Origin of the sequence: Achromobacter xylosoxidans (genome assembly GCF_002192695.1) — a bacterium.
Classification (GTDB): Bacteria; Pseudomonadota; Gammaproteobacteria; order Burkholderiales; family Burkholderiaceae_B; genus Achromobacter; species Achromobacter xylosoxidans_C.
The window spans coordinates 260,536-281,013 of record NZ_MTLG01000053.1 but is presented as its reverse complement, the minus strand read 5'-3'; the positions used below and the strand labels follow the sequence as shown (position 1 = coordinate 281,013).

The window sequence follows — 20,478 nt, the reverse complement described above, 5'->3', positions numbered from 1 at the left end:
CATGCCCCACGCCCCGCATTCCCCCGCCGCCCGCACCCTCTGCCGCGCGCTGATCGCCGCCGGGTTGCTGCTCCCCTTGGGAGCGATGGCCAGTCCCGCGGGCGACGCCTTGCGGCGCTTGCTGGGCGACGACTGGGTGACGCGCGACACCAGCCTGGAAGACCTGGGCATCCGCGAACCGGTGGTGCTTAGCAATAGCGACGCGCGCCAGGAGTTCTATCTGCCGGTGCCCCGCGGCGTGCCGATAGCCGACGCCACGCTGGACTTCGACGCCCGCTACATCAAGGGCGAGCCGGGGCGCGCCAGCATGGTGCTGTGGGTGGACGGCGTGCCGCAGACCGCGCAGCGCATTGCCGACGGCGAAGGCTCGGCCACGCGCAAGCTGAACGTGGAACAGCGCGTGCGCGACACCGGCTTCGTGCGGCTGGCGGTGGACTGGCAATCGGAGATCGCGCTGCGCCGGTGCGAAAGCAACCGCGCCACCGCCAACGCCTTGATGGTGTCGCCGCGCACACGCCTGAGCTACCGCTACGACGCCTCGGCCATCGGCAGCCTGGACGAAGCCTGGAGCACCCTGCCCGGCAAGCCCGTGCTGATGGTGGCGGGCGCCAAGCTCGACCAGCAGGCCTTCGACAGCGCCTGGCGCATGGGCGTGGCAATGGCGCGCAGCGGCAAGCAGGTCGCGGTCCGCGCCTTCCCGGCGGTGGGCGACGAGGTCGACACGCGCGGCCTGCAGGCCCCGAACGGACTGGGGCAGGTGCCGGCGTTCGCAGCCCTGGCGGGGAATGACAAGCACAAGCTGGCCAGCCCCGCCGAGATCGGCGCGCTGTTGATCATGGGCGCCCCCGCCGTGAGCGGCGACGTGGTGATCGCCGACGCCGCGCTGCGCGCCCGCTACAACGAGGCGTTAGATGCCTTGCAGGCCCAATTGGCGCAGGACGCCGACGCCGCCGAGGCCTTCAAGGCCTGGCGCCAGCGGCGCATGCCCTTGGCCGGCCAGGACCTGCAGACCAAGGAAATCCGCCTGGCGCCGCTGGGCCGACAGGCGGTGATCGCGGTGTCCGCCGACGCCGGCGCGCAAGGCGCTGGCGCCTTCGACACGGCCTGGCGCCGCATCCTGGTCACGCGCCAGGCGCAGGTCAAGGCAGCCGAGCCGCCGCAGGCCTCCAGCGAGGACGGCATGCGCCTGACGGCGCTGGGCGGCTCATCCGCCAGCTTCGACGTGGTCGCGCGCGGCGACTGGAACGCCACGTTCCCGCTGGCCGCGGTCTCGGCGGACGGCAGCATGCCCGACGAACTGGTCATGGACCTGGCTGCCGCGCCGGGCGCCTCGGCGACCCGCCCGGTCGCCTCGGTGTTCTGGAACGGCATCCTGCTGGCCGCCAAACAGATGGACGCCGACGGCCATCCCGAACGCCTGACGGCGCGCGTGCCCGGCTATGCCCTGGGCCTCAGCAACGCCGTGCGCGTCACCTTCCAGCGCCAGCCGGTATCGGTGGACTGCAACGAAATCCCGCAAGGCTATCCCGTCAACGTCTTGCCCACCAGCTATGTAAGACCGGGCCGCGCGCAGCCCGACGGCACCTTCGTGGGACTGTTGCCGCTGCTGGCCGGCAGTCCCCAACTGCTCATCCCCGACACCTATCTGGCCGATGCGCCGGCCAACCTGCAGCGTGTGATCGGCATCGCCACGGCCAGCGGCCTGTCGGCCACGCGCGCGACGCTGTCGCTCACGCCGGCGGGCCAGGCGGCCAAGCCCAGCGGCCCGTTCGTGGCGATGGAAGTGGCCGTGGACGGCGCCAAGCCCATGGTCAAGGTCACGGACCGCAAGCAGTTGACGGTGGACGGCAAGAACGCGCCCTGGCTGGACATTTCCGGCCTGGACCAGCTGAGCACGGCCGAAGTCGTGCGCGCGGGCGGCCAGGACGGCCTGCTGTGGCACACGCTGGGCCAGCGTCCGGTGATGCCGCAGGCGCCCTTCGTGCTGAACCGCGGCAATATCGCCATCATCGGCGCGGCAGGGCCGCTGGCCTGGATCGACAGCGCCAATCCCGCGGCCGGCCAGCCGCCGGGCGCGGGCGCAAGCGCCTTCTTCGAATGGCGCAACTACCTGTCGTGGAGCGTGCCGGCGCTGAGCGTCGGTCTGCTGGTCCTGCTCCTGATCCTGATCGCCGCACTGCGCGTCACGCGCAGGAAGAACAAGGAAAGCAAGTAACCCGGAGGCGCCATGTCCTCGCTTTACTGGCCCTACCTCATCGCCGACTACTACCGCGGCCTGGAGATCGTGACGGCGGTGGTCGGCGTCATCATCCTGATGTCCAGCCTGGACGACCTGTTCATCGACGGCTGGTTCTGGCTGCGCGAGCTGCGCCGCGGGCTGACGGTCAAGCGCCAGTATGCGCCGCTGAGCGCGGAACAGTTGCGCGCCAAGCGGGAACAGCCGCTGGCGATCATGGTGCCGGCCTGGCTGGAATATGACGTGATCGCGCCCATGCTGGAAAACATGGTGTCCACGCTGGAGTACAAGAACTACACGATCTTCGCTGGCACCTACCAGAACGACGAGCGCACCATCAAGGAAGTGGAGCGCATGCGGCGCCGCTACCGCCAGCTGATACGGGTGGAAGTGCCGCACGACGGCCCGACCTGCAAGGCCGACTGCCTGAACTGGATCGTGCAGGCCATCTTCGCGCAGAACGCCCTGCAGCCCGAGCCGTTCGCGGGCGTGATCCTGCACGACAGCGAAGACGTGCTGCACCCGCTAGAACTCAAGTACTACAACTACCTGCTGCCGCGCATCGACTTCATCCAGCTGCCGGTGACCTCGCTGGAACGCGAGTGGCACGAGCTGGTCGCCGGCACCTACATGGACGAGTTCGCCGAATGGCACACCAAGGACCTGGTGGTGCGCGAAAGCCTGTCCAAGATGGTGCCGTCCGCCGGCGTCGGCACCTGCTTCTCGCGCCACGCGCTGGAGGTGCTGGCGGCAGAGACCAACAACCAGCCCTTCAATACCGATACGCTGACCGAGGACTACGACATCGGCGCGCGCCTGGCCCAGCGCGGCATGCGCCAGATCTTCGGCAAGTTCGAGGTCGAGTACGTGACGCGGCGCCACTCCTGGTTCGGCCTGGGACCGGAGAAGATCTCCGTCATCAGGATGCCGCTGGGCGTGCGCGAATACTTCCCCAACACCTTCCGCACCGCCTACCGGCAGAAGGCGCGCTGGACGCTGGGCATCGGCCTGCAAGGCTGGCAGCAGGTGGGGTGGACGGGATCGCTGGCCACCAAGTATCTGCTGTTCCGCGACCGCAAGGGCCTGTTCACCTCGTTCATCGCGATACTGGCCTATCTGCTGCTGGCCAACTTTTTCCTCTTCTTCCTGGCTGATCGCTTCGGCTGGTGGCAGGTCTACTACCCCTCCTACTTCCGTCCCGGCGGCTGGCTGGTGACGCTGATGTGGCTGAACGCGGGAGCGCTTCTGCTGCGCGTGGTGCAGCGCGCGTACTTCGTCGGCCGCATGTACGGCTGGGAGCATGCCCTGCTGTCCATGCCGCGCATGATCGTCGGCAACTTCATCAACGCCATGGCGGCGGCGCGGGCCTGGCGCCTGTTCATCGGCCACCTGATCACGGGCAAGCGGCTGGCCTGGGACAAGACCATGCATGACTTCCCCTCCACCGACCAGTTGGCGCAGCAGCGTCAGCGCCTGGGCGACCTGCTGCTGTCCTGGCAGGCCATCGACCACCAGATGCTGGAGCAGGCGCTGGAGATCCAGGCGCGCGAGAAGCGGCCGCTGGGCGAAATCCTGATGGAACGGGGCTGGCTCGATGAAAAGACGCTGCACGAAGCGCTTTCATTCCAGCAGGGCGCTCCGACACAGACCGAACATCCCGCGGACCCGCTATCGCACAGGCCTTCTCCTCCATGACCGTCATTTCGCGTTCGCTGGCTTTCAGCGCCCTGCTGCTGTGCGTGGCAGCGGCTCCCGAAGCCGCCGCCCAAGCCGCGGCCGCAACCGAACGGCCATTGGAGGGCGACGCTTACCAACTGGCCGACCAAGCCTATAAGCAGTACGACGCCGGCCACTACGAAACCGCCCAGATCATGGCGGAGAACGCCATCCGCCTGCGGCCCGACGTGGCCCGCCTGCGGCTGCTGCTGGTCTATGCCCTGGAAAAGCAAGGCAAGCGCCAAGAGGCCGCGCGCGCCGCCGACGCCGCCATCGCGGCCGGCCTGGGCTCGCCCGAACTGCGCCAGGCCCGCGCCAACCTGCAACGCCCGCCGGCCGTGGCCGCCACGCCTGCGCCGCCCGCGGCGCAAACGCCTGCGCAAGCGTCCGGACAAGCTCCCGCACCAGCTTCCAAGCAAGCGCCCGCACAAACGTCCGCGCCGGTCCGCAAGCCCGCGCCGCAAACACCGTACCAGCGGGCCTATCCCGTGGCGGCGCGCGCCTACGCGGACTACGCGCGGCAGGACTACGCCGCGGCCGCCGCAGGCGCCGAGCGCGCCTTCCGCGCCGCGCCCAGGCAAGGCGAATGGGCCTTGCTGTGGGTGGAATCGCTGGGCGCGCAGCAGCGCTACGAAGCCGCCAGCCAGGCGGTCGACACGGCGCTGGCGCTGGGCGCGCCCAACAAGGCAGCGCTGCAGGCCCGGCAACAGGCCTTTCAGAAGCAGATCGCCGCCAGCCAGGCGCCCGCCGCGCCGGCTCCGGGCAGCGTGGCCGCCACGGGCGCCTACGCCGCCTACGACCAGGGCGACTACCAGGAAGCCATCGCCCTGGCGCGCCAGGCCGTGGCGCAAGCCCCGGACAACGAGAGCTATGCCCAGCTGCTGACGACCGCGCTGGCGGCGGGCGACAAGGCGCAAGCCGCCGAGGCGGAAACCCGGCTCAGCGACGCCATCGCCCGCCAGCCGGACTCGGCCCAATTGCTCGCGCAGCGCGGCTACGCGCGCCAGCGCCTGGGCCAGCCCGCGGGCGCGGCGTCCGACTTCGCGGCCGCGCGCGCCACCGGCCAGGCGCCGCCGCGCCTGATCCTGGACCAGGCCTATGCGCAATCCGCAATGGGCGACAACCGCGCCGCCACCGACTCGCTCAAGCAAGCCATCGACATGGACGATGCCGGCCAGCTGGGCCTCACGCCGCTGGAACGCTACAACACGCGCAGCGGCGTCGCCGCCCTGTCGCGCGAATGGGGCGGCTCGTTTTCCGCGTCCTATCGCGGTGCGCGGCCGGCCAACTCCAGCATGGGCGGCGCCGCCATCAACACGCCAGGCGACGTGGTATTCAGCACTGCGGAAATCTTCTGGCGCCCGCCGCAGCTGAACAACCGCTGGGGCATGCTCGAAGCCTATGCGCGCAGCTCGAACACGCTGTACGACGGCGGCAGCACCTACGAGTCGCGCAGGAACGTGGATCCCTGCACCGGAGAAAGCACGCCGGACAACCGCTCGGCCGACGAACGCCTGCGCAACAGCAGCTCGGCCGCGGGCATCCCCAGTACCATCGGCGCGCTGGGCCTGCGCTACCTGCTGGCCGACACCGGTGTGACCTTCGGCATAGAACGGCGCTTCTTCCTGGGGTCGGCCACCCGCCAGGGCTACGCCTATCCGGAATCCAGCGCGGTGCAGTGCGCGGCGCAGCAGGCCTTCCACAGCGCCTATCCCAACCTGCAGGACCAGAGCGCGGTCGCGCGCTACAAGCTCAACGGCAACGCGGGCGGATGGATGACCTATCTCACCTACGGCTATTACCAGGGCCGCGAGCTGCGCGTGGACGTGCCTAGCTGGCTCACCATCGAAGGCTATGCGCAGGGCGGCTATCTCTGGGACGACAATAGCGCCAACTACACCGCCTACTCGGTGGACTCGAAGGGCCAGCGCCAGCAGGACCTGGGCAGCTCCTCGGGCCGCCTCAAGCGCGACCAGGCTTTCCTGTCCGGCGAGCTGCGCGTGGGCCGCAGCTTCCGCGCCACCGGCATCAGCGACAAGCTGGTGTTGTTTCCCTATGCGGTGGTGGGCGCGGACTGGCTGTGGCAGAAGAGCGTGGCAAAGCTCAACGACCTGCCCGGCTACGGCAGCCAGTCGGTGGTCCTGTCCGACCATGGCACCTCGTGGTCGCTGGGCGTGGGGCCCGGCTTCAACGTGCGCTACTGGTTCCGCGAAGACCACTACAACGCGCCGCGCTCCTACCTGGACTTCGGCGTCCAGTACCGCACCAGCTTGGGCGGCGGCGAGAGCGACCGCGCCAAGGGCTGGTTCATGAACATGACGCTGTCATACTGAGCCGCTGATACACACCATTACATCAGTTCATAAGCCTATAACAATGAATCGGGCATAGTGCTCCGCGCCACGCAGGCTGCGCGATCGCCAGGCGTGCAAACCTCATCCCTCACCGCGTTGGAGATTGAATTGCCGATGTTCAAACAAGCCCGTATCGCCCTGACGGCCGCCGCCCTGACCCTGGCCAGCGGCGCCGCCCTTGCCCAGCAGACCATGCCGGGCCAGATGCCCAACCTGGCGGCCGTGAGCGGCCAGATGCATGCCGCCGCCGAGTACTGCGGCGCCTACTCGGCAGCGCAGCTCGAGCAGATGAAGCAACAGCAGAAGACCGCGACCGGCGCCCAGGGCATGTCCGCCGCGGACTTCGACGCCGCTTTCTCGAAGTCCTACAGCCAAGCCAAGGTGCAACTGGGCACGCTGAGCGCGGCCGACAAGGAAAAGACCTGCGCGCAGCTCAAGGCCATGGCCGCGGCGCAACCGCGCTGACCCCTTCCCTCCAGACTGCTTGCCGGCCGCCTAGAGCGGCCATTCCTGGCGCAGGCGCTCGGCTTCGGGCGTAGGCCCGATCAGCCAGGGATCCGCGGCAAAGGCAACCACGCTTTGCGCGCGGTAGCGCCGCGCGATGCGCAATTGCCGGCGCACGCGCGCCGCGTCGGCGGAGCGGGCATTGAAGGTAGTGCCGTCCTGGCGTCCGGACGGCAGTTCCTCGAACAGTTCGACGATCAGGTCGAACGGCGCGCGACGCGCCAGCAGCATGCGGTGCAAGGGCTCCAGCGCCTCGTACGCCGCCATGCCGGACACGCCTACCCCGTCCTGCAGCATGGGCCTCAGGCTGGCGGCATCCAGCAATCCGCTCCACAGGTCGGCCAGTCCCAGCGTTCCCGGCAATTTGCTGTGATACGTGGAGATGGCGGGCATGCGCCCACTCTGTTGCGCAAGCGGATCGGACAGCTCGCGCAGCCATTGCGCCAGGCGCGCCTGGCGGCCGGGCGCGGCCCAGCTATGCTGCTCGATCTCGTAGGGGATGTACCAGCCGCGGAACGCGGCCAGCCCGATTGCGCTCGAGGCCCGCGCATAGGCCAGCGCCTGTGCCTGCGCGTCCTGCAGGAATGCGGCCAGCGCCGCCTCATCCGGATTGCCCAGCTGCCGCCACCAGCGCTCGTCGTAGGGCAGGCCCAGTTGCAGCCCCATGCCCAGGCGCTCGGCCTCGTCGAAGATCAGCGCCAGCGTGGCCGCAGGCAATTGCCACGGCTGGGGACCGCCGCCAGCCCCTACCCATTGGATGATGATCTCGCGGAATCCCAGCGCATGCATGGCGGCGATGCGCTCGCGCCAGGCCTCTGGACTCAATTCCAGATGGCTGGGCCATAACTGCCAGAAGGTGCTTTGCACCGACCAGGCCGGCGCGCAGGCGGGCAGGCTGGCGGCCAGCGCCGCCACGCCCAGGCCCTGCAACAGACGCCGCCGGCCGGTGGAAGCAGGCATCGATGCCAGCATGGGCTGCCTGGCGATAGGACTTAACCGCGGTTGCCGAAGATGCCCGACAAGGACGCCAGCAGGTCGGCCGGGTTGAATTGCTGCCCGCCCTGGACCTCGCCGTTGGGGGTGGCCTTGTCCACCAGTTGCGGCAGCAGCGAGGACAGCGAACCCAGCACGGAATCCGTGTCCTGTCCGGTCTTGGCGGCCAGTTCATTGACGACGCCGGGATCCAGCACGGAACCGAGCTGGTCGGCGCTCACCGGCATGTTCTGGCCGGTACCCACCCACGAGGCCACGATCTCGCTCAAGCCGCCCTTCTGGAAGCTGGCGATCAGGCCGGTCAAGCCGCCCGGGTACTTGTTCAGTTGCTCGATCAGCGCGGGCAGCAGCGAAGCCGAGCCCCCTTGCTGACCGCCGCCGGCCATCGAGGCCAAGGTATCCAATAGGCTCATCATCGTGCTCCTGAAAAAACGGAGATTCAGTATAGGCCCATGCCCGCCGCCCCGCCTGTCATCCGATGGATGACACCCGGCATCTTTGCAAAGCTTGTCGATTCCGTCCCTTCAATTGGCGGCCTTTCCCGCCTGCAAGGCCTGCAGCGACTTCAGGCCGGCGCGGCCGTCCGGCCGCAGGCCCAGTTCGCGCTGCACCGCCTGCAGCGCCTGCCGGGTGCGGGCGCCGATCATGCCATCGGGTTCGCCGATCTCATAGCCACGGGCAATCAACAGCCGCTGCAATTCTCGCCGCTGCGCGCGCGACAGGCCCGGATCGTCGGTCGGCCAGGCTTGCGCCAGCGGACCGCCGCCGCGCAGCCGATCGGACAGATGGGCGATGGCCAGCGCGTAGCTTTCCGCGGCGTTGTAGGAATACAGGGCGTCGAAGTTGCGCGTGACCAGGAAGGCGGGGCCGCCGCGGCCCGCCAGCAACAGCAGGCCGGCCGGCGTGTCGCCCGCGGGCAGCGGCTGGCCATCGGCGCGCGTCACGCCCCGTCCGGCCCAGTACGACATCGGGCGCTTGTTCTTGCGGCCCGCGCCCGAGGTATCCAGACCCGCCGGCAGGCGGACTTCATAGCCCCATTGCAGCGCGCTGTTCCAACCAGCGCGCTTGAGGAAGTTGGCCGTGGAAGCCAGTGCGTCCGGCACGCTGTCGACCAGGTCGCGGCGGCCGTCGCCGTCGAAATCCACCGCCAGCCGCAGGTAGGTCGAGGGCATGAATTGGGTCTGGCCGAAGGCGCCCGCCCAGGAGCCGGTCAGGCGTTCGGGCGCGATGTGCTCGTCCTGGATGATCTTCAGCGTGGCAAAGAACTCGCCCCGGAAATAGGCCTGGCGCCGGCCGAAGCAGGACAGCGTGGACAGCGACGTCAGCAAGGGCCGGCCGCCCAGGGTGCGGCCGTAGTTGCTCTCCACGCCCCACACCGCGGCAATGGTGGCCGCGTCCACGCCGTAGCGCGATGCGGCGCGGTCCAGGTCGGACTGCCAGCGCGCCATGCCGGCCTGGCCGTCGGCCACGCGCTCGTCGTCGACCAGGGCCGCCATGTAGTCCCAGATGGGCGTCTTGAATTCCGGCTGGGCGTCCAGCAGATCCAGCACCGTCATGTCGGGCGCGAGTCCCGCAGTCTGGGCGTCGAACGTGGCGCCGGACACGCCAGCCTTGAGCGCCGGGCCGCGCAATTGCGCGAGGCAGGCCGCGAACGCATCGGCGGCCGACGCCGCGGGCGCCAGCGAGATGAGAGCGCCGCCGGCCAGACCGCAGACCAGCGCGTGCAGCGGGCGGGCCCGCGGCGTCTTGAAGAAGTTGTGGTTGTTCATGTCGTCCAGTCAGCCGGCCTGCAGCGCGGCAAGTTCGGCATCGTCGAATCCGGCGGCGCGGCGCGCCTCCAGGTTGAAGGGGCCGCGCAGTCGGGGCGCGTCGTAACGCTGTGCGAGTTCGGCATAGCAGGACACGGGATCCTTGCCTGCCTGCTCGCACAGCTGCTTGTACCAATGGTTGCCGATGGCAACGTGGCCGATCTCGTCGGCCAGGATGATGTCGACGATGGCGGCGCTCTCCGCGTCCCCTGCCCCCGCCAGCTTGGCGCGGATCGCGGGAGAAGCATCCAGGCCGCGCGCCTCCAGCGTGCGCGGCACCAGCGCCAAACGGGCCAGCAGATCCTCTTGCGTGCGCTGCGCCATGTCCCAGAGACCGTTGTGGGCGGGCAAGTCGCCATAGGCGTAACCCATCGCGGCCAGGCGCTGCCTGAGCAGATCGAAGTGATAGGCCTCTTCGCGCGCCACGCGCAGCCAGTCGCGGTAGAAGGCTGGCGGCATGCCGGCAAAGCGCCACATGATGTCCAGCGCCAGGTTGATGGCATTGAATTCGATGTGCGCCAGCGCGTGCAGCAGCGCGGCGCGCCCTTGCTCGGTGGCCATGGAGCGTTGCTTGACCTGTGCGGGAGCCACCAGCTCGGGCCGCGCCGGGCGGCCCGGCAGTTCCGCCGTGGGCGTATAGGTCTGCTCGCAGTCCAGCGCCGCCTCATCCGACATGGCGCGCACTGCCGCCAGCTTGTCCTGCCAGGCCGTGGCGGCCAGGGCCGCCAGCGCCTGCCCGCGCAGGCAATCCGGGCGATGCCCGGCCGCGGCGGGCGTCGTGTTGCTATCCATATGCTTCTCTGTGCCGGGCGGCCTCGCGCCAGCCCGAAATCCCTTGAAAGCGCCGTGGCCGCAAGCCTCGCGCATACACGGAGACTTTATCATTCAGCCATGGATTCCCTGCGCCTGACCATAGAGACCGACCTGTCCCGCATCGACGCCCAGCAATGGGACGCGCTGGCGGGCGACCAGCCCTTTCTGCGCCATGCGTTCCTGCGCGCGCTGCACGAGACCGGGTGCGCCACGCCCCAGACCGGATGGGCGCCGCATTACCTGGCGCTGTGGCGCGACGATGCGCTGGTCGCCGCCGCGCCGCTCTACCTGAAGTCCCATTCGCGCGGCGAGTATGTGTTCGACTACGCCTGGGCCGACGCCTTCCAGCGCCACGGGCTGCGCTACTACCCCAAGCTGCTGTCGGCCATTCCGTTCACCCCGGTGACCGGACCCAGGCTGCTCGCACGCAGCGACGAAGACCGCGCCACGCTGGTGCGCGGGCTGGTCGCCTTTGCCGAAGAGCTCAAGGTGTCGTCGCTGCATCTGCTGTTCCCCGCGGACACCGACATGCGCGCGCTGCGCGAGGCCGGCTTCATGATCCGCGAAAGCGTGCAGTTCCACTGGACCAATCCGGGCTATGTGGACTTCGACGCCTTTCTGGCCACGATGAGCCACGACAAGCGCAAGAAGATCCGCCAGGACCGCAAGAAGGTCGCCGCCGCCGGGCTGTCGTACCGCTGGCTGCGCGGCGCGGAGATCGGCGCTGCCGAGCTGGATTTCTTCTACGAATGCTATTGCCGCACCTATTTCAGCCATGGCAATCCGCCCTACCTCAGCCACGAATTCTTCCGGCGCGCGTACCGCGAACAGGCCGAAGCCTTTGTGCTGATCCTGGCAGAACGCGACGGCCTGCCGGTGGCGGCCGCACTCAACCTGGCGGGCGGCGACGCGCTGTATGGGCGCTACTGGGGCGCGACCGAATACGTGCCGGGGCTGCACTTCGAGACCTGCTACATGCAGTCCATCGCCTACTGCATCGCCCACGGCATCGCCCGCTTCGAGGGCGGCGCGCAAGGCGAACACAAGATGGCGCGCGGGCTGCTGCCCACGCCCACCTGGTCGGCCCACTGGGTCGCGCACCCCGGCTTCGCGGACGCGATCCAGAACTTCCTGGACGAGGAAACGGCGGCGGTGGCGGACTACCTGGGAGAACTGGAAACGCACTCCCCGTTCAAGCGGCCGCGGGAAGGCTGAGGTCTAGAGGAAGCGGTCCAGCAGCTTGCGGCTGTGCTTGTCCAGCGACTGGATGTCGCGCACCAGATAGAAGATGCCGTGGCTGTCGGCGATCAGCAGCGTCTGCGGACTCAGGCGGCGGATGTCCTCTTCGCCGCGCAGCGTGAACGAGGTGGGGCCGCGGTCGGTATCGACCTGCCAGGTGCTCGGCGTGGCAAAGGTGGAGACGCTGGCCAGCTTGCGGATTTCGGGCATGAATTCCCGGCTCGCCAGCTCTTCCTCGATCAGCTCGCGCTGCGGCGCCGGCACATCGGACAGGTGTTCGATCCAGACCAGCTCGCGCCCGTCCGCCGTCACGAGCGACAGGCCGCGGCCCGGCTCGCTGATGGGAAAGGCCCGCACGGGCAACACGCCCTCGTGGTTCTGGCCATCGGCGGACTGGAACTCCAGGCGCCCGAAGGCATTGCGGCGCAACTGAAAAGACGGCAGGGTCATGACGATAATTCCGGTTCCGCGTCAGGCCACGGCGGCCATGTCTTCGCTGCCCGACGCCTGCGCGTCGGCCTCGGCCTGGCGCGCCTGCGCCTGGTACAGGCGATAGTAGGCGCCCTCGCGGGCCATCAGCTCTTCGTGCGGGCCCTGCTCCACGATCTGGCCGCGGTCCAGCACCACCAGGCGGTCCGCCTTGCGCAAGGTGCTCAAGCGGTGGGCGATGGCGATCGTGGTGCGGCCGCGCACCAGGTTGTCCAGCGCCTTCTGGATTTCCTTTTCGGTGGTGGTGTCCACCGACGAGGTGGCCTCGTCCAGGATCAGGATGCGCGGATCGATCAGCAGCGCGCGCGCGATCGAGATGCGCTGGCGTTCACCGCCGGACAAGGCCTGGCCGCGTTCGCCGACCAGCGAGTCGTAGCCATGCGGCAGCCGCAGGATGAATTCGTGCGCATGCGCGGCGCGCGCCGCGGCCACGATTTCGTCGCGGGTGGCGTCCGGCTTGCCGTAGGCGATGTTCTCGGCGATGGTGCCGAAGAACAGGAAAGGCTCCTGCAACACCAGCCCGATGTTGCGGCGGTAGTCGGCCACGCGCACCGAGCGTATGTCGGCGCCGTCCACCAGCACCGCGCCTTCGGACACGTCATAGAAGCGGCAGATCAGGTTGATCAGCGTGCTCTTGCCCGAGCCGCTGTGGCCCACCAGGCCGATCATCTCGCCTGGGGCGATATTCAGGTTCAAGCCACGGATGACCTGGCGGTTGCCGTAGCGAAAGCCCACGTCGCGCAATTCGATGCGGCCGTTGATATGCGGCAGCTTGGCGGGATTCTGCGGTTCCGGCACGCTGGAGACATGGTCCAGGATGTCGAAGATGCGCTTGGCGCCGGCGGCCGCTTTCTGCGTGACCGAGACGATGCGGCTCATCGAATCCAGGCGCATGTAGAAGCGCCCGATGTAGGCCAGGAAGGCGGCCAGCACGCCGACGGTGATCTGCTTCTGCGACACCTGCCAGATGCCGAAGATCCACACCACCAGCAGCCCCACTTCGGTCAGCAGCGTGACGGTGGGCGAGAACAGCGACCAGGTGGTGTTCACGCGGTCGTTGACTTCCAGGTTGCGGTTGTTGGCTTCGCGAAAGCGCGCCACTTCGCGCTTTTCCTGCGCGAAAGCCTTGACCACGCGGATGCCCGGTATGGTGTCGGCCAGGACGTTGGTGATCTCCGACCAGATGCGGTCGACCTTTTCGAAGCCATGGCGCAGGCGGTCGCGCACCGCGTGGATCATCCAGATGATGAACGGCAGCGGCACCAGCGTGACCAGCGCCAGCCATGGGTTGATGGACACCAGGATGACCGCGGTCATGACGATCATCAGGATGTCGTTGGCGAAATCCAGCAAGTGCAGCGACAGGAACACGCAGATGCGGTCGGTTTCGCTGCCGATACGGGAAATCAGGTCGCCGGTGCGCTTGCCGCCGAAATACTCCAGCGACAGCTGCTGCAGGTGTTCATAGGTGGTGGTGCGCAGGTCGGCGCCGATGCGCTCGCTGACCCAGGCCAGGATGTAGGTGCGGGCCCAACCCAGGCCCCAGGCCAGGAAGGCCGAGGCCAGCAGTCCGCCCAGATAGAGGCGGACCTTGTCGTAGTCGATGGGCGCGCCGTTCTGGAACGGAATCAGCACATCGTCCATCAGCGGCATGGTCAGGTACGGCGGCACCAGGGTGGCGGCGGTGCCCAGCAGGGTCAGCACGAAACCCGCCAGCAGCGGCCCGCGGTAGGGCCGGGCAAAACGCCACAGGCGCAGCAGCGCCCAAGTGGTGGATGGCGCCGCCTGTTCCTGGTTGCAGGTCGGGCATTCTTCCTCGCCCGCCGGAATGACGTTATTACAGACGGTGCAGGTGCGCTCAGCCAGCTCCTCGTCCTGATGGCCGGACAAACGGATGGCCTGCTGGGTCTCGAACTGCGCCAGCAGGCGCAGCGCGGCCGGATTGCGCGCCAGCGTGAAACGCCAGGCGCCCAGACGCGAGCCATCGTCGTTCAATTCCAGCAGCGCGGCGCCGGCGTGGTCGGTCAGGCTCAGCTTTAATTGGGGGCCGTATGCCCAGGATTCCCAGCGCGGCTCGTCCGGATGGCGGGCCAGCAGCCGGCGGTCGGTCGCGGCGACCAGCCCCGGGCGGAACTTCAGGCGCTGATCCAGGTCTATTTCAACCCAGGCCAACAAGGTTTCGCCATCCGCCAGTTCGGCGCGGATTTCATCCCGCCAGCGGGCAGGAAAGGCTTCGGCAAGGCCGGAAAGCAGGTTTGGTTTTTTCATTGGTACGCATACCGGGCCAGGACTCTGCCCTACTAGGCGGCAACCGGTTCGCAACCTGGACTGGCGGCAAACGTGTCCCTTCCTTACAACATAACGATTTCACGCTTTGAAGGCGTCGTATAGTAGCAGCCGATTTTTCTAATTAGGAATATCTGGGATCCCCCACTCGTTGGCATTATTCTAAAGGCGCAACCCCAATAAATTCGCGGTCTTGCATAGGGGCGTCCGCGCGTGCCAACCTGCTTCTCTCGTAAATTAAAACATGAAAAAGAAAGACATTGAATTTCTCGATGTCGTGGCTTTGCGCGGCCCGAACATTTGGACGTATCGCCCGGTACTCGAGGCGTGGGTGGATATCGGCGAACTGGAGGACTATCCCTCCAACACCATTCCCGGCTTTTACGAGCGCCTGACGGAATGGCTGCCGACCCTGATCGAGCACCGCTGCAGTCCTGGCGTGCGGGGCGGCTTCCTGTCGCGCCTGAAGGAAGGCACCTGGCCTGGCCACATACTTGAACATGTCACCCTGGAACTGCAGAACCTGGCCGGCTTGCGCGGCGGTTTCGGCAAGGCCCGGGAAACCTCCACCCGCGGCGTCTACAAGGTCGTGGTGCGCGCCTGGCAGGAACAGGTCACCCGCACCGCCCTGAACGAAGCCCGCGACCTGGTCATGGCCGCCATCGAGGACCGCCCCTTCGACGTGCCCGCCGCCATCGCCAAGCTGCGCAGCCTGATCGACAAGCACTGCCTCGGCCCCAGCACCGCCTGCATCGTGGATGCCGCCGACGACCGCGACATTCCCTATATCCGCCTGTTCGAGGGCAACCTCGTGCAGTTCGGCTATGGCTCGGCCCAGCGCCGCATCTGGACGGCCGAGACCGACCGCACCAGCGCCATCGCAGAAGGCATTTCGCGCGACAAGGACCTGACCAAGGAACTGCTGTCGACCTGCGGCGTGCCCGTGCCCGAAGGCCGCCTCGTGCGCAGCGAGGACGACGCCTGGGAAGCGGCCGAGGATATCGGCCTGCCGGTGGTCGTGAAGCCCTATGACGGCAACCATGGTCGCGGCGTGTTCACCAACCTGACGACGCGCGAGGAAGTGGTGTCGGCCTACCGCGTGGCCGTGGACGAAGGCAGCGGCGTGATCGTCGAGCGCTTCGTGCTGGGCAACGAGCACCGCCTGCTGGTCGTGGGCGACCGCATGGTGGCCGCCGCCGCCGGCGAACCGGCCTGGGTGACGGGCGACGGCAAGTCCACCATCACCGAACTCATCGACAGCCAGATCAATACCGACCCGCGCCGCGGCCGCACCGAGAACCATCCGCTGAATCCGGTGCGCCTGGATTCCGCCGCGCGGCTGGAAATCGCCCGCCAGGGCCTGTCGGAAGACAGCGTTCCACCCGAAGGCCAGCGCGTGCTGGTGCAGCGCAGCGGCAACGTCGCCTTCGACGTCACCGACCGCGTGCACCCCAGCATCGCCGCCACCGTGACCCTGGCCGCGCGCATCGTGGGCCTGGACATCGCGGGCGTGGACCTGGTGGCCGAAGACATCTCCCGCCCGCTGGAAGAACAGCGCGGCGCCATCGTCGAAGTCAATGCCGGTCCCGGCCTGCTGATGCACCTGAAGCCTGCCGACGGCACGCCGCGCCCGGTGGGCCGCGCCATCGTCGACCACCTGTTCCCCGAAGGCGACGCCGGCCGCATCCCCATCGTGGGCGTGACCGGCACCAACGGCAAGACCGTGGTGGCGCGTCTGGTGGCCCGCCTGCTGAGCCTGTCCGGCAAGCGCACCGGCCTGGCCTGCAGCGAAGGCCTCTATCTGGACCGCCGCCAAGTGCAAAAGGGCGACCGCGCCGATTTCGCCTCGGGCACGCGCCTGCTGATGAACCGCAACCTGGACGCCGCCGTCATCGAGAACGACAGCGGCGTGATCCTGGGCCAGGGCCTGGCCTACGACCGCTGCCAGGTGGGCGTGGTCACCAACATCGACGACGCCGACCACCTCGGCGACTTCGACATCAACGAAACGGAACGCATGTTCAACGTGTTCCGCACCCAGGTCGACGTGGTCCTGCCCGGCGGCTCCACCGTGCTGAACGCGCGCGATCCGCGCGTGGTGGAAATGGCCGAGCTATCCGACGGCGCCGTGATCTTCTTCGGCATCGACCCCGCCCTGCCCGCCATCGCCGCGCACCTGCAGCAGCACGGCCGCGCCGTGTTCGTGCGCGACGGCGGCATCGTGCTGGCTCAAGGCACGCGCGAGGAACGCCTGGCCACGGTGGCCTCGATCCCGCTGACCCATGGCGGGCGCGTGGCCTTCCAGGTCGAAAACGTGCTGGCCGCCGTGGGCGCGGCCTGGGCGCTGGATATCCCGGTGGAGCTGATCCGGGCCGGCATCGAAACCTTCGACATCGACCAGGCCGACGCGCCCTGGCAGTTCACGCTGTTCGAGCGCAACGGCAGCACCGTGGTGGTCGACGACGTGCACAACGCCTCGGCGCTGCGCCCCCTGATCACCGCCATCGACCAGTTCCCGTCGACCACCCGCGCCGCCGTCTACTCGGCCGGCGCGGACCGCCGCGACGCGGACCTGATCGAACAGGGCAAGCTGCTGGGCGACGCCTTCGACCGCGTGGTGCTCTACGACGACCTGACCGTGCGCAGCAAGCGCCCCGCCGGCGAGGCGCGCGCGCTGCTGCGCCAGGGCCTGGCGCAGGGCGCCCGCATCAAGGACATCCAGGACGAGCCGGACCACGGCAAGGCCATCCAGAGCCAGCTCGACGGCATCGCCGCAGGCGACTTCGTCCTGCTGCAGTCCGACGAGGCCTTCTCCGGTCCCACCATCGACCTGGTCCGCCGCTGGATTCAGCAATACTGACAATATCTGCGCGCGCCCTCGCCCAAGCGCGGGCGCGCGTGAGCTAGACAGGAATACCTGCCATGGAAGTTTCCCGTATCCGAGCACTGCGCGGCCCCAATCTGTGGAGCAAGAACACCGCGATCGAGGCCATAGTTTCCTGCGCCGACGCCGAATGCTCCATCGACAACCTGCCTGACTTCGAGGCGCGCCTGCGCGCGCGGCTGCCCCAGACCGGGCTGCTGCGTCCGGAAGGCCATCAGGGCGCGATCTCCATCGCGCATGTGCTGCAGATCGTGGCCCTGACGATGCAGGCGCACGCCGGCTGCCCCGTCACATTCGGCCGCACCGCCTCCACCATCGAGCCTGGCGTGTTCCAGGTGGTGGTCGAGTACAGCGAAGAAGAAGTCGGCCTGCTGGCGATGGAACTGGCGCAAGTGCTGGTGCGCGCCGCGCTGGACGACACGCCCTTCGATCTCGCCGATGCCTTGAAGCGCCTGCGCGAGCTGGACGAAGACGTGCGCCTGGGGCCCAGCACCGGCTCCATCGTCAACGCCGCCACCGCCCGCAACATCCCCTACCGCCGCCTGACCCAAGGCAGCATGGTGCAATTCGGCTGGGGCAGCAAGCAGCGCCGCATCCAGGCCGCCGAAACCGACCTGACCAGCGCCATCTCCGAGTCCATCGCCCAGGACAAGGACCTGACCAAGATGCTGCTGGACTCGGCCGGCGTGCCGGTGCCCATGGGGCGCTCGGTCACCACCGCCGAGGAAGCCTGGGCCGCGGCCGAGGAACTGGGCGGCCCGGTCGTGGTCAAGCCGCGCGACGGCAGCCAGGGGCGCGGTGTCGCCGTCAACATCGAAACGCGCGAACGCGTGATCCAGGCCTTTGAAGTGGCCGAGGAAATCAGCTCCGAAGTCATCGTCGAGCGCTACATCCCCGGCCACGACTTCCGCCTGCTGGTGGTGGGCGGCGCGCTGGTCGCGGCCTCGCGCCGCGACCCGCCGCAGGTCACGGGCGACGGGGTGCAGACCATCCGCCAACTGGTGGACCAGGTCAACGCCGATCCACTGCGCGGCGACGGCCACGCGACCTCGCTGACCAAGATCCGCTTCGACGACATCGCCCTGGCGACCCTCAAGAAGCAGGGTTTCGAGGCTGACTCCGTGCCGCCGTCCGGCACCCTGATCTTCCTGCGCAACAACGCCAACCTGAGCACCGGCGGCTCGGCTACCGACGTGACCGACGAGGTGCACCCCGAGATGGCCGCGCGCGCCGTGTCGGCGGCCCGCATGATCGGGCTGGACATCTGCGGCGTGGACGTGGTGGCCGAAAGCGTGCTCTACCCGCTGGAAGAGCAGAACGGCGGCGTGGTGGAAGTGAACGCCGCGCCCGGCCTGCGCATGCACCTGAATCCCTCGTTCGGCAAGGGCCGCGCCGTCGGCGAGGCCATCATCGCCAATATGTACGCGGACGGCGACGACGGCCGCATCCCGGTGGTGGCCGTGGCCGGCACCAACGGCAAGACCACCACCGTGCGCCTGACCGCCCATATCCTGGGCGTGGCCGGCAACCGCGTCGGCATGACCAACTCCGACGGCGTCTACGTCGACACCCTGCGCATCGACACGGGCGACTGCAGCGGCCCGCGCAGCGCCCGCAGCGTGCTGATGCACCCGGACGTCGACGCGGCCGTGTTCGAAACCGCGCGCGGCGGCATCCTGCGCGAAGGCCTGGCCTTCGACCGCTGCAACGTGGCCATCGTCACCAACATCGGCATGGGCGACCACCTGGGCCTGGGCTACATCAGCACGGTCGAGGACCTGGCCGTGGTCAAGCGCGTCATCGTGCAGCACGTGCACCCCACCGGCACCGCGGTGCTGAACGCGGCCGACCCCATCGTGGCTGACATGGCGGCGAGCTGCCCGGGTTCCATCACCTACTTCGCCGAAGACCGCAATCATCCCGTGCTGGCCACGCATCGCGCGCAAGGCCTGCGCTGCGTGTACCGCGACGGCGACTCCATCGTCACCGCGCAGGGCGGCGAAGAGACCCGCTACCCGCTGGCCGCGATTCCGCTCACGCGCAACGGCACGATCACCTTCCAGGTGGAAAACGCCATGGCCTCGATCGCCGCGGCCTGGGCGCTGGGCCTGGACACGGACATCATCCGCCGCGGCCTGGCCAGCTTCGTCAACGACGCCCAGACCGCGCCCGGACGCTTCAACGTGTTCGACTACCGCGGCGCCACGGTGATCGCCGACTACGGCCACAATCCCGACGCCATCCTGGCCCTGGTGCGCGCCGTGGACGCCATGCCCGCCAAGCGCCGTTCCGTGGTCATCAGCGGCGCGGGCGACCGGCGCGACGAAGACATCCGGATGCAGACCGAGATCCTCGGCGACGCCTTCGACGACGTGCTGCTCTACCAGGACCAATGCCAGCGCGGCCGCGCCGACGGCGAAGTGCTGGCCCTGCTGCAGCAGGGCCTGGTCAATGCCACGCGCAGCAAGCATGTCGAAGAGATCCACGGCGAGTTTCTCGCCATTGACACCGCGCTGGCGCGCCTGGGCGCAGGCGACCTTTGCCTGATCCTGGTCGACCAGGTCGAAGAGGCGCTGGACCACATTGCGCGCCGCATCGCGCAAGCCTGAGCCGTAAGCGGTTCCTGAAGTAAAGACGGGGCGCCCATGGGCGCCCCGTTTGCGTCAGCGCGCGCCGGTCAGCTGCTGGACGACGCCACGGGCGCGGCAGCCTGATAGCGGTCCGTCACGTGCGTGCATCCCATCGCCGCCATCGCGGCCAGCGCCAGCAAGATAGCGCTGCAAAGTCGTTGCGTCATGCGGGTTCCTCTTCCTTTTTCTGCGGCCGAACGTGGTTGCCGGTTCCGCCATGACTATACCGTCGCGCCCGCCCGCAAGCCAGCCGCGCCCGCCCCTGCATGACCCCGCAGATCCGGTTACCAGCCCCGCTCAAAAGAGGACAAGACATTGCCGGAATGTAACTGCCACATCTAGTGCGCCTGTAACCCCGCCCCGCTGGAAACCGGACCTTTTTGCGGACCTCTTGCCGTTACATTTGCCCACAGCCTGGTTTGACGGCCATGCCGCAGGCTCGTACGGTGAATGCATGGCCTGCACGACATCTTTTGCATCGGCAGGCTCTAGCTGATCAGTGTCCCACTCAACCGCGACAGCCCGG

13 protein-coding genes are annotated in these 20,478 nt (G+C 68.3%); 7 read left to right on the top strand and 6 right to left on the bottom strand.

Annotation, left to right across the window (positions count from 1 at the left end; all coding sequences use genetic code 11):
- Window position 1 precedes the first annotated feature (1 nt).
- The 4 genes from BRO63_RS07730 to BRO63_RS07715 all read left to right on the top strand — a co-directional run bounded on the left by BRO63_RS07730 (window position 2) and on the right by BRO63_RS07715 (window position 6,771).
- Window positions 2–2,215 (top strand): cellulose biosynthesis cyclic di-GMP-binding regulatory protein BcsB, encoded by a 2,214-nt coding sequence (locus tag BRO63_RS07730; RefSeq protein WP_088139153.1) that lies wholly within the window; start codon window positions 2–4, stop codon window positions 2,213–2,215.
- Between the two features lie 12 nt (window positions 2,216–2,227).
- Window positions 2,228–3,931, top strand: coding sequence for a glycosyl transferase family protein (locus BRO63_RS07725; protein ID WP_088139152.1), 1,704 nt, complete (start codon window positions 2,228–2,230; stop codon window positions 3,929–3,931).
- Complete coding sequence (locus tag BRO63_RS07720) at window positions 3,928–6,285, top strand: NfrA family protein (RefSeq protein ID WP_088139151.1); 2,358 nt, start codon at window positions 3,928–3,930, stop codon at window positions 6,283–6,285. The genes BRO63_RS07725 and BRO63_RS07720 overlap by 4 nt, the downstream gene beginning before the upstream one ends.
- 135 nt (window positions 6,286–6,420) lie before the next feature.
- Window positions 6,421–6,771 carry a hypothetical protein gene (locus BRO63_RS07715; RefSeq protein WP_256943257.1) on the top strand — a complete coding sequence of 117 codons (351 nt, stop codon included), beginning with the start codon at window positions 6,421–6,423 and terminating at the stop codon, window positions 6,769–6,771.
- A 30-nt stretch (window positions 6,772–6,801) separates the two neighbouring features.
- On the opposite strand, the gene BRO63_RS07710 is transcribed toward BRO63_RS07715, so the two are convergent.
- The 4 genes from BRO63_RS07710 to BRO63_RS07695 all read right to left on the bottom strand — a co-directional run bounded on the left by BRO63_RS07710 (window position 6,802) and on the right by BRO63_RS07695 (window position 10,403).
- A complete protein-coding gene (locus BRO63_RS07710; protein ID WP_088139149.1) occupies window positions 6,802–7,782 on the bottom strand; it encodes a DUF4434 domain-containing protein in 981 nt (326 codons plus the stop codon).
- Window positions 7,783–7,802: 20 nt separating this feature from the next.
- A complete protein-coding gene (locus tag BRO63_RS07705; protein WP_088139148.1) occupies window positions 7,803–8,216 on the bottom strand; it encodes a YidB family protein in 414 nt (137 codons plus the stop codon).
- A 111-nt stretch (window positions 8,217–8,327) separates the two neighbouring features.
- Window positions 8,328–9,572 (bottom strand): lytic murein transglycosylase, encoded by a 1,245-nt coding sequence (locus BRO63_RS07700; protein WP_256943256.1) that lies wholly within the window; start codon window positions 9,570–9,572, stop codon window positions 8,328–8,330.
- Window positions 9,573–9,581: 9 nt separating this feature from the next.
- Window positions 9,582–10,403: a ferritin-like domain-containing protein gene (locus tag BRO63_RS07695; protein WP_088139147.1), complete on the bottom strand. Its 822-nt coding sequence runs from the start codon at window positions 10,401–10,403 to the stop codon at window positions 9,582–9,584.
- Window positions 10,404–10,502: 99 nt separating this feature from the next.
- On the opposite strand from BRO63_RS07695, the gene BRO63_RS07690 reads away from it, so the two are divergent.
- Window positions 10,503–11,639 carry a GNAT family N-acetyltransferase gene (locus BRO63_RS07690; protein ID WP_088139146.1) on the top strand — a complete coding sequence of 379 codons (1,137 nt, stop codon included), beginning with the start codon at window positions 10,503–10,505 and terminating at the stop codon, window positions 11,637–11,639.
- 3 nt (window positions 11,640–11,642) lie between these two features.
- On the opposite strand, the gene BRO63_RS07685 is transcribed toward BRO63_RS07690, so the two are convergent.
- Both BRO63_RS07685 and BRO63_RS07680 read right to left on the bottom strand, forming a co-directional pair.
- A complete protein-coding gene (locus BRO63_RS07685; RefSeq protein WP_088139145.1) occupies window positions 11,643–12,113 on the bottom strand; it encodes a cyanophycin metabolism-associated DUF1854 family protein in 471 nt (156 codons plus the stop codon).
- A 21-nt stretch (window positions 12,114–12,134) separates the two neighbouring features.
- A complete protein-coding gene (locus BRO63_RS07680; RefSeq protein ID WP_088139144.1) occupies window positions 12,135–14,420 on the bottom strand; it encodes a cyanophycin metabolism-associated ABC transporter in 2,286 nt (761 codons plus the stop codon).
- A 262-nt stretch (window positions 14,421–14,682) separates the two neighbouring features.
- Between BRO63_RS07680 and cphA (BRO63_RS07675) the strand changes: the two genes are divergently transcribed.
- Both cphA (BRO63_RS07675) and cphA (BRO63_RS07670) read left to right on the top strand, forming a co-directional pair.
- The gene (cphA, locus tag BRO63_RS07675; RefSeq protein ID WP_088139143.1) at window positions 14,683–17,298 is read left to right on the top strand and encodes a cyanophycin synthetase; all 2,616 of its coding nucleotides are present in this window, start codon (window positions 14,683–14,685) and stop codon (window positions 17,296–17,298) included.
- Between the two features lie 62 nt (window positions 17,299–17,360).
- Window positions 17,361–19,931: a cyanophycin synthetase gene (gene cphA, locus BRO63_RS07670; protein WP_088139142.1), complete on the top strand. Its 2,571-nt coding sequence runs from the start codon at window positions 17,361–17,363 to the stop codon at window positions 19,929–19,931.
- Window positions 19,932–20,478 lie beyond the last annotated feature (547 nt).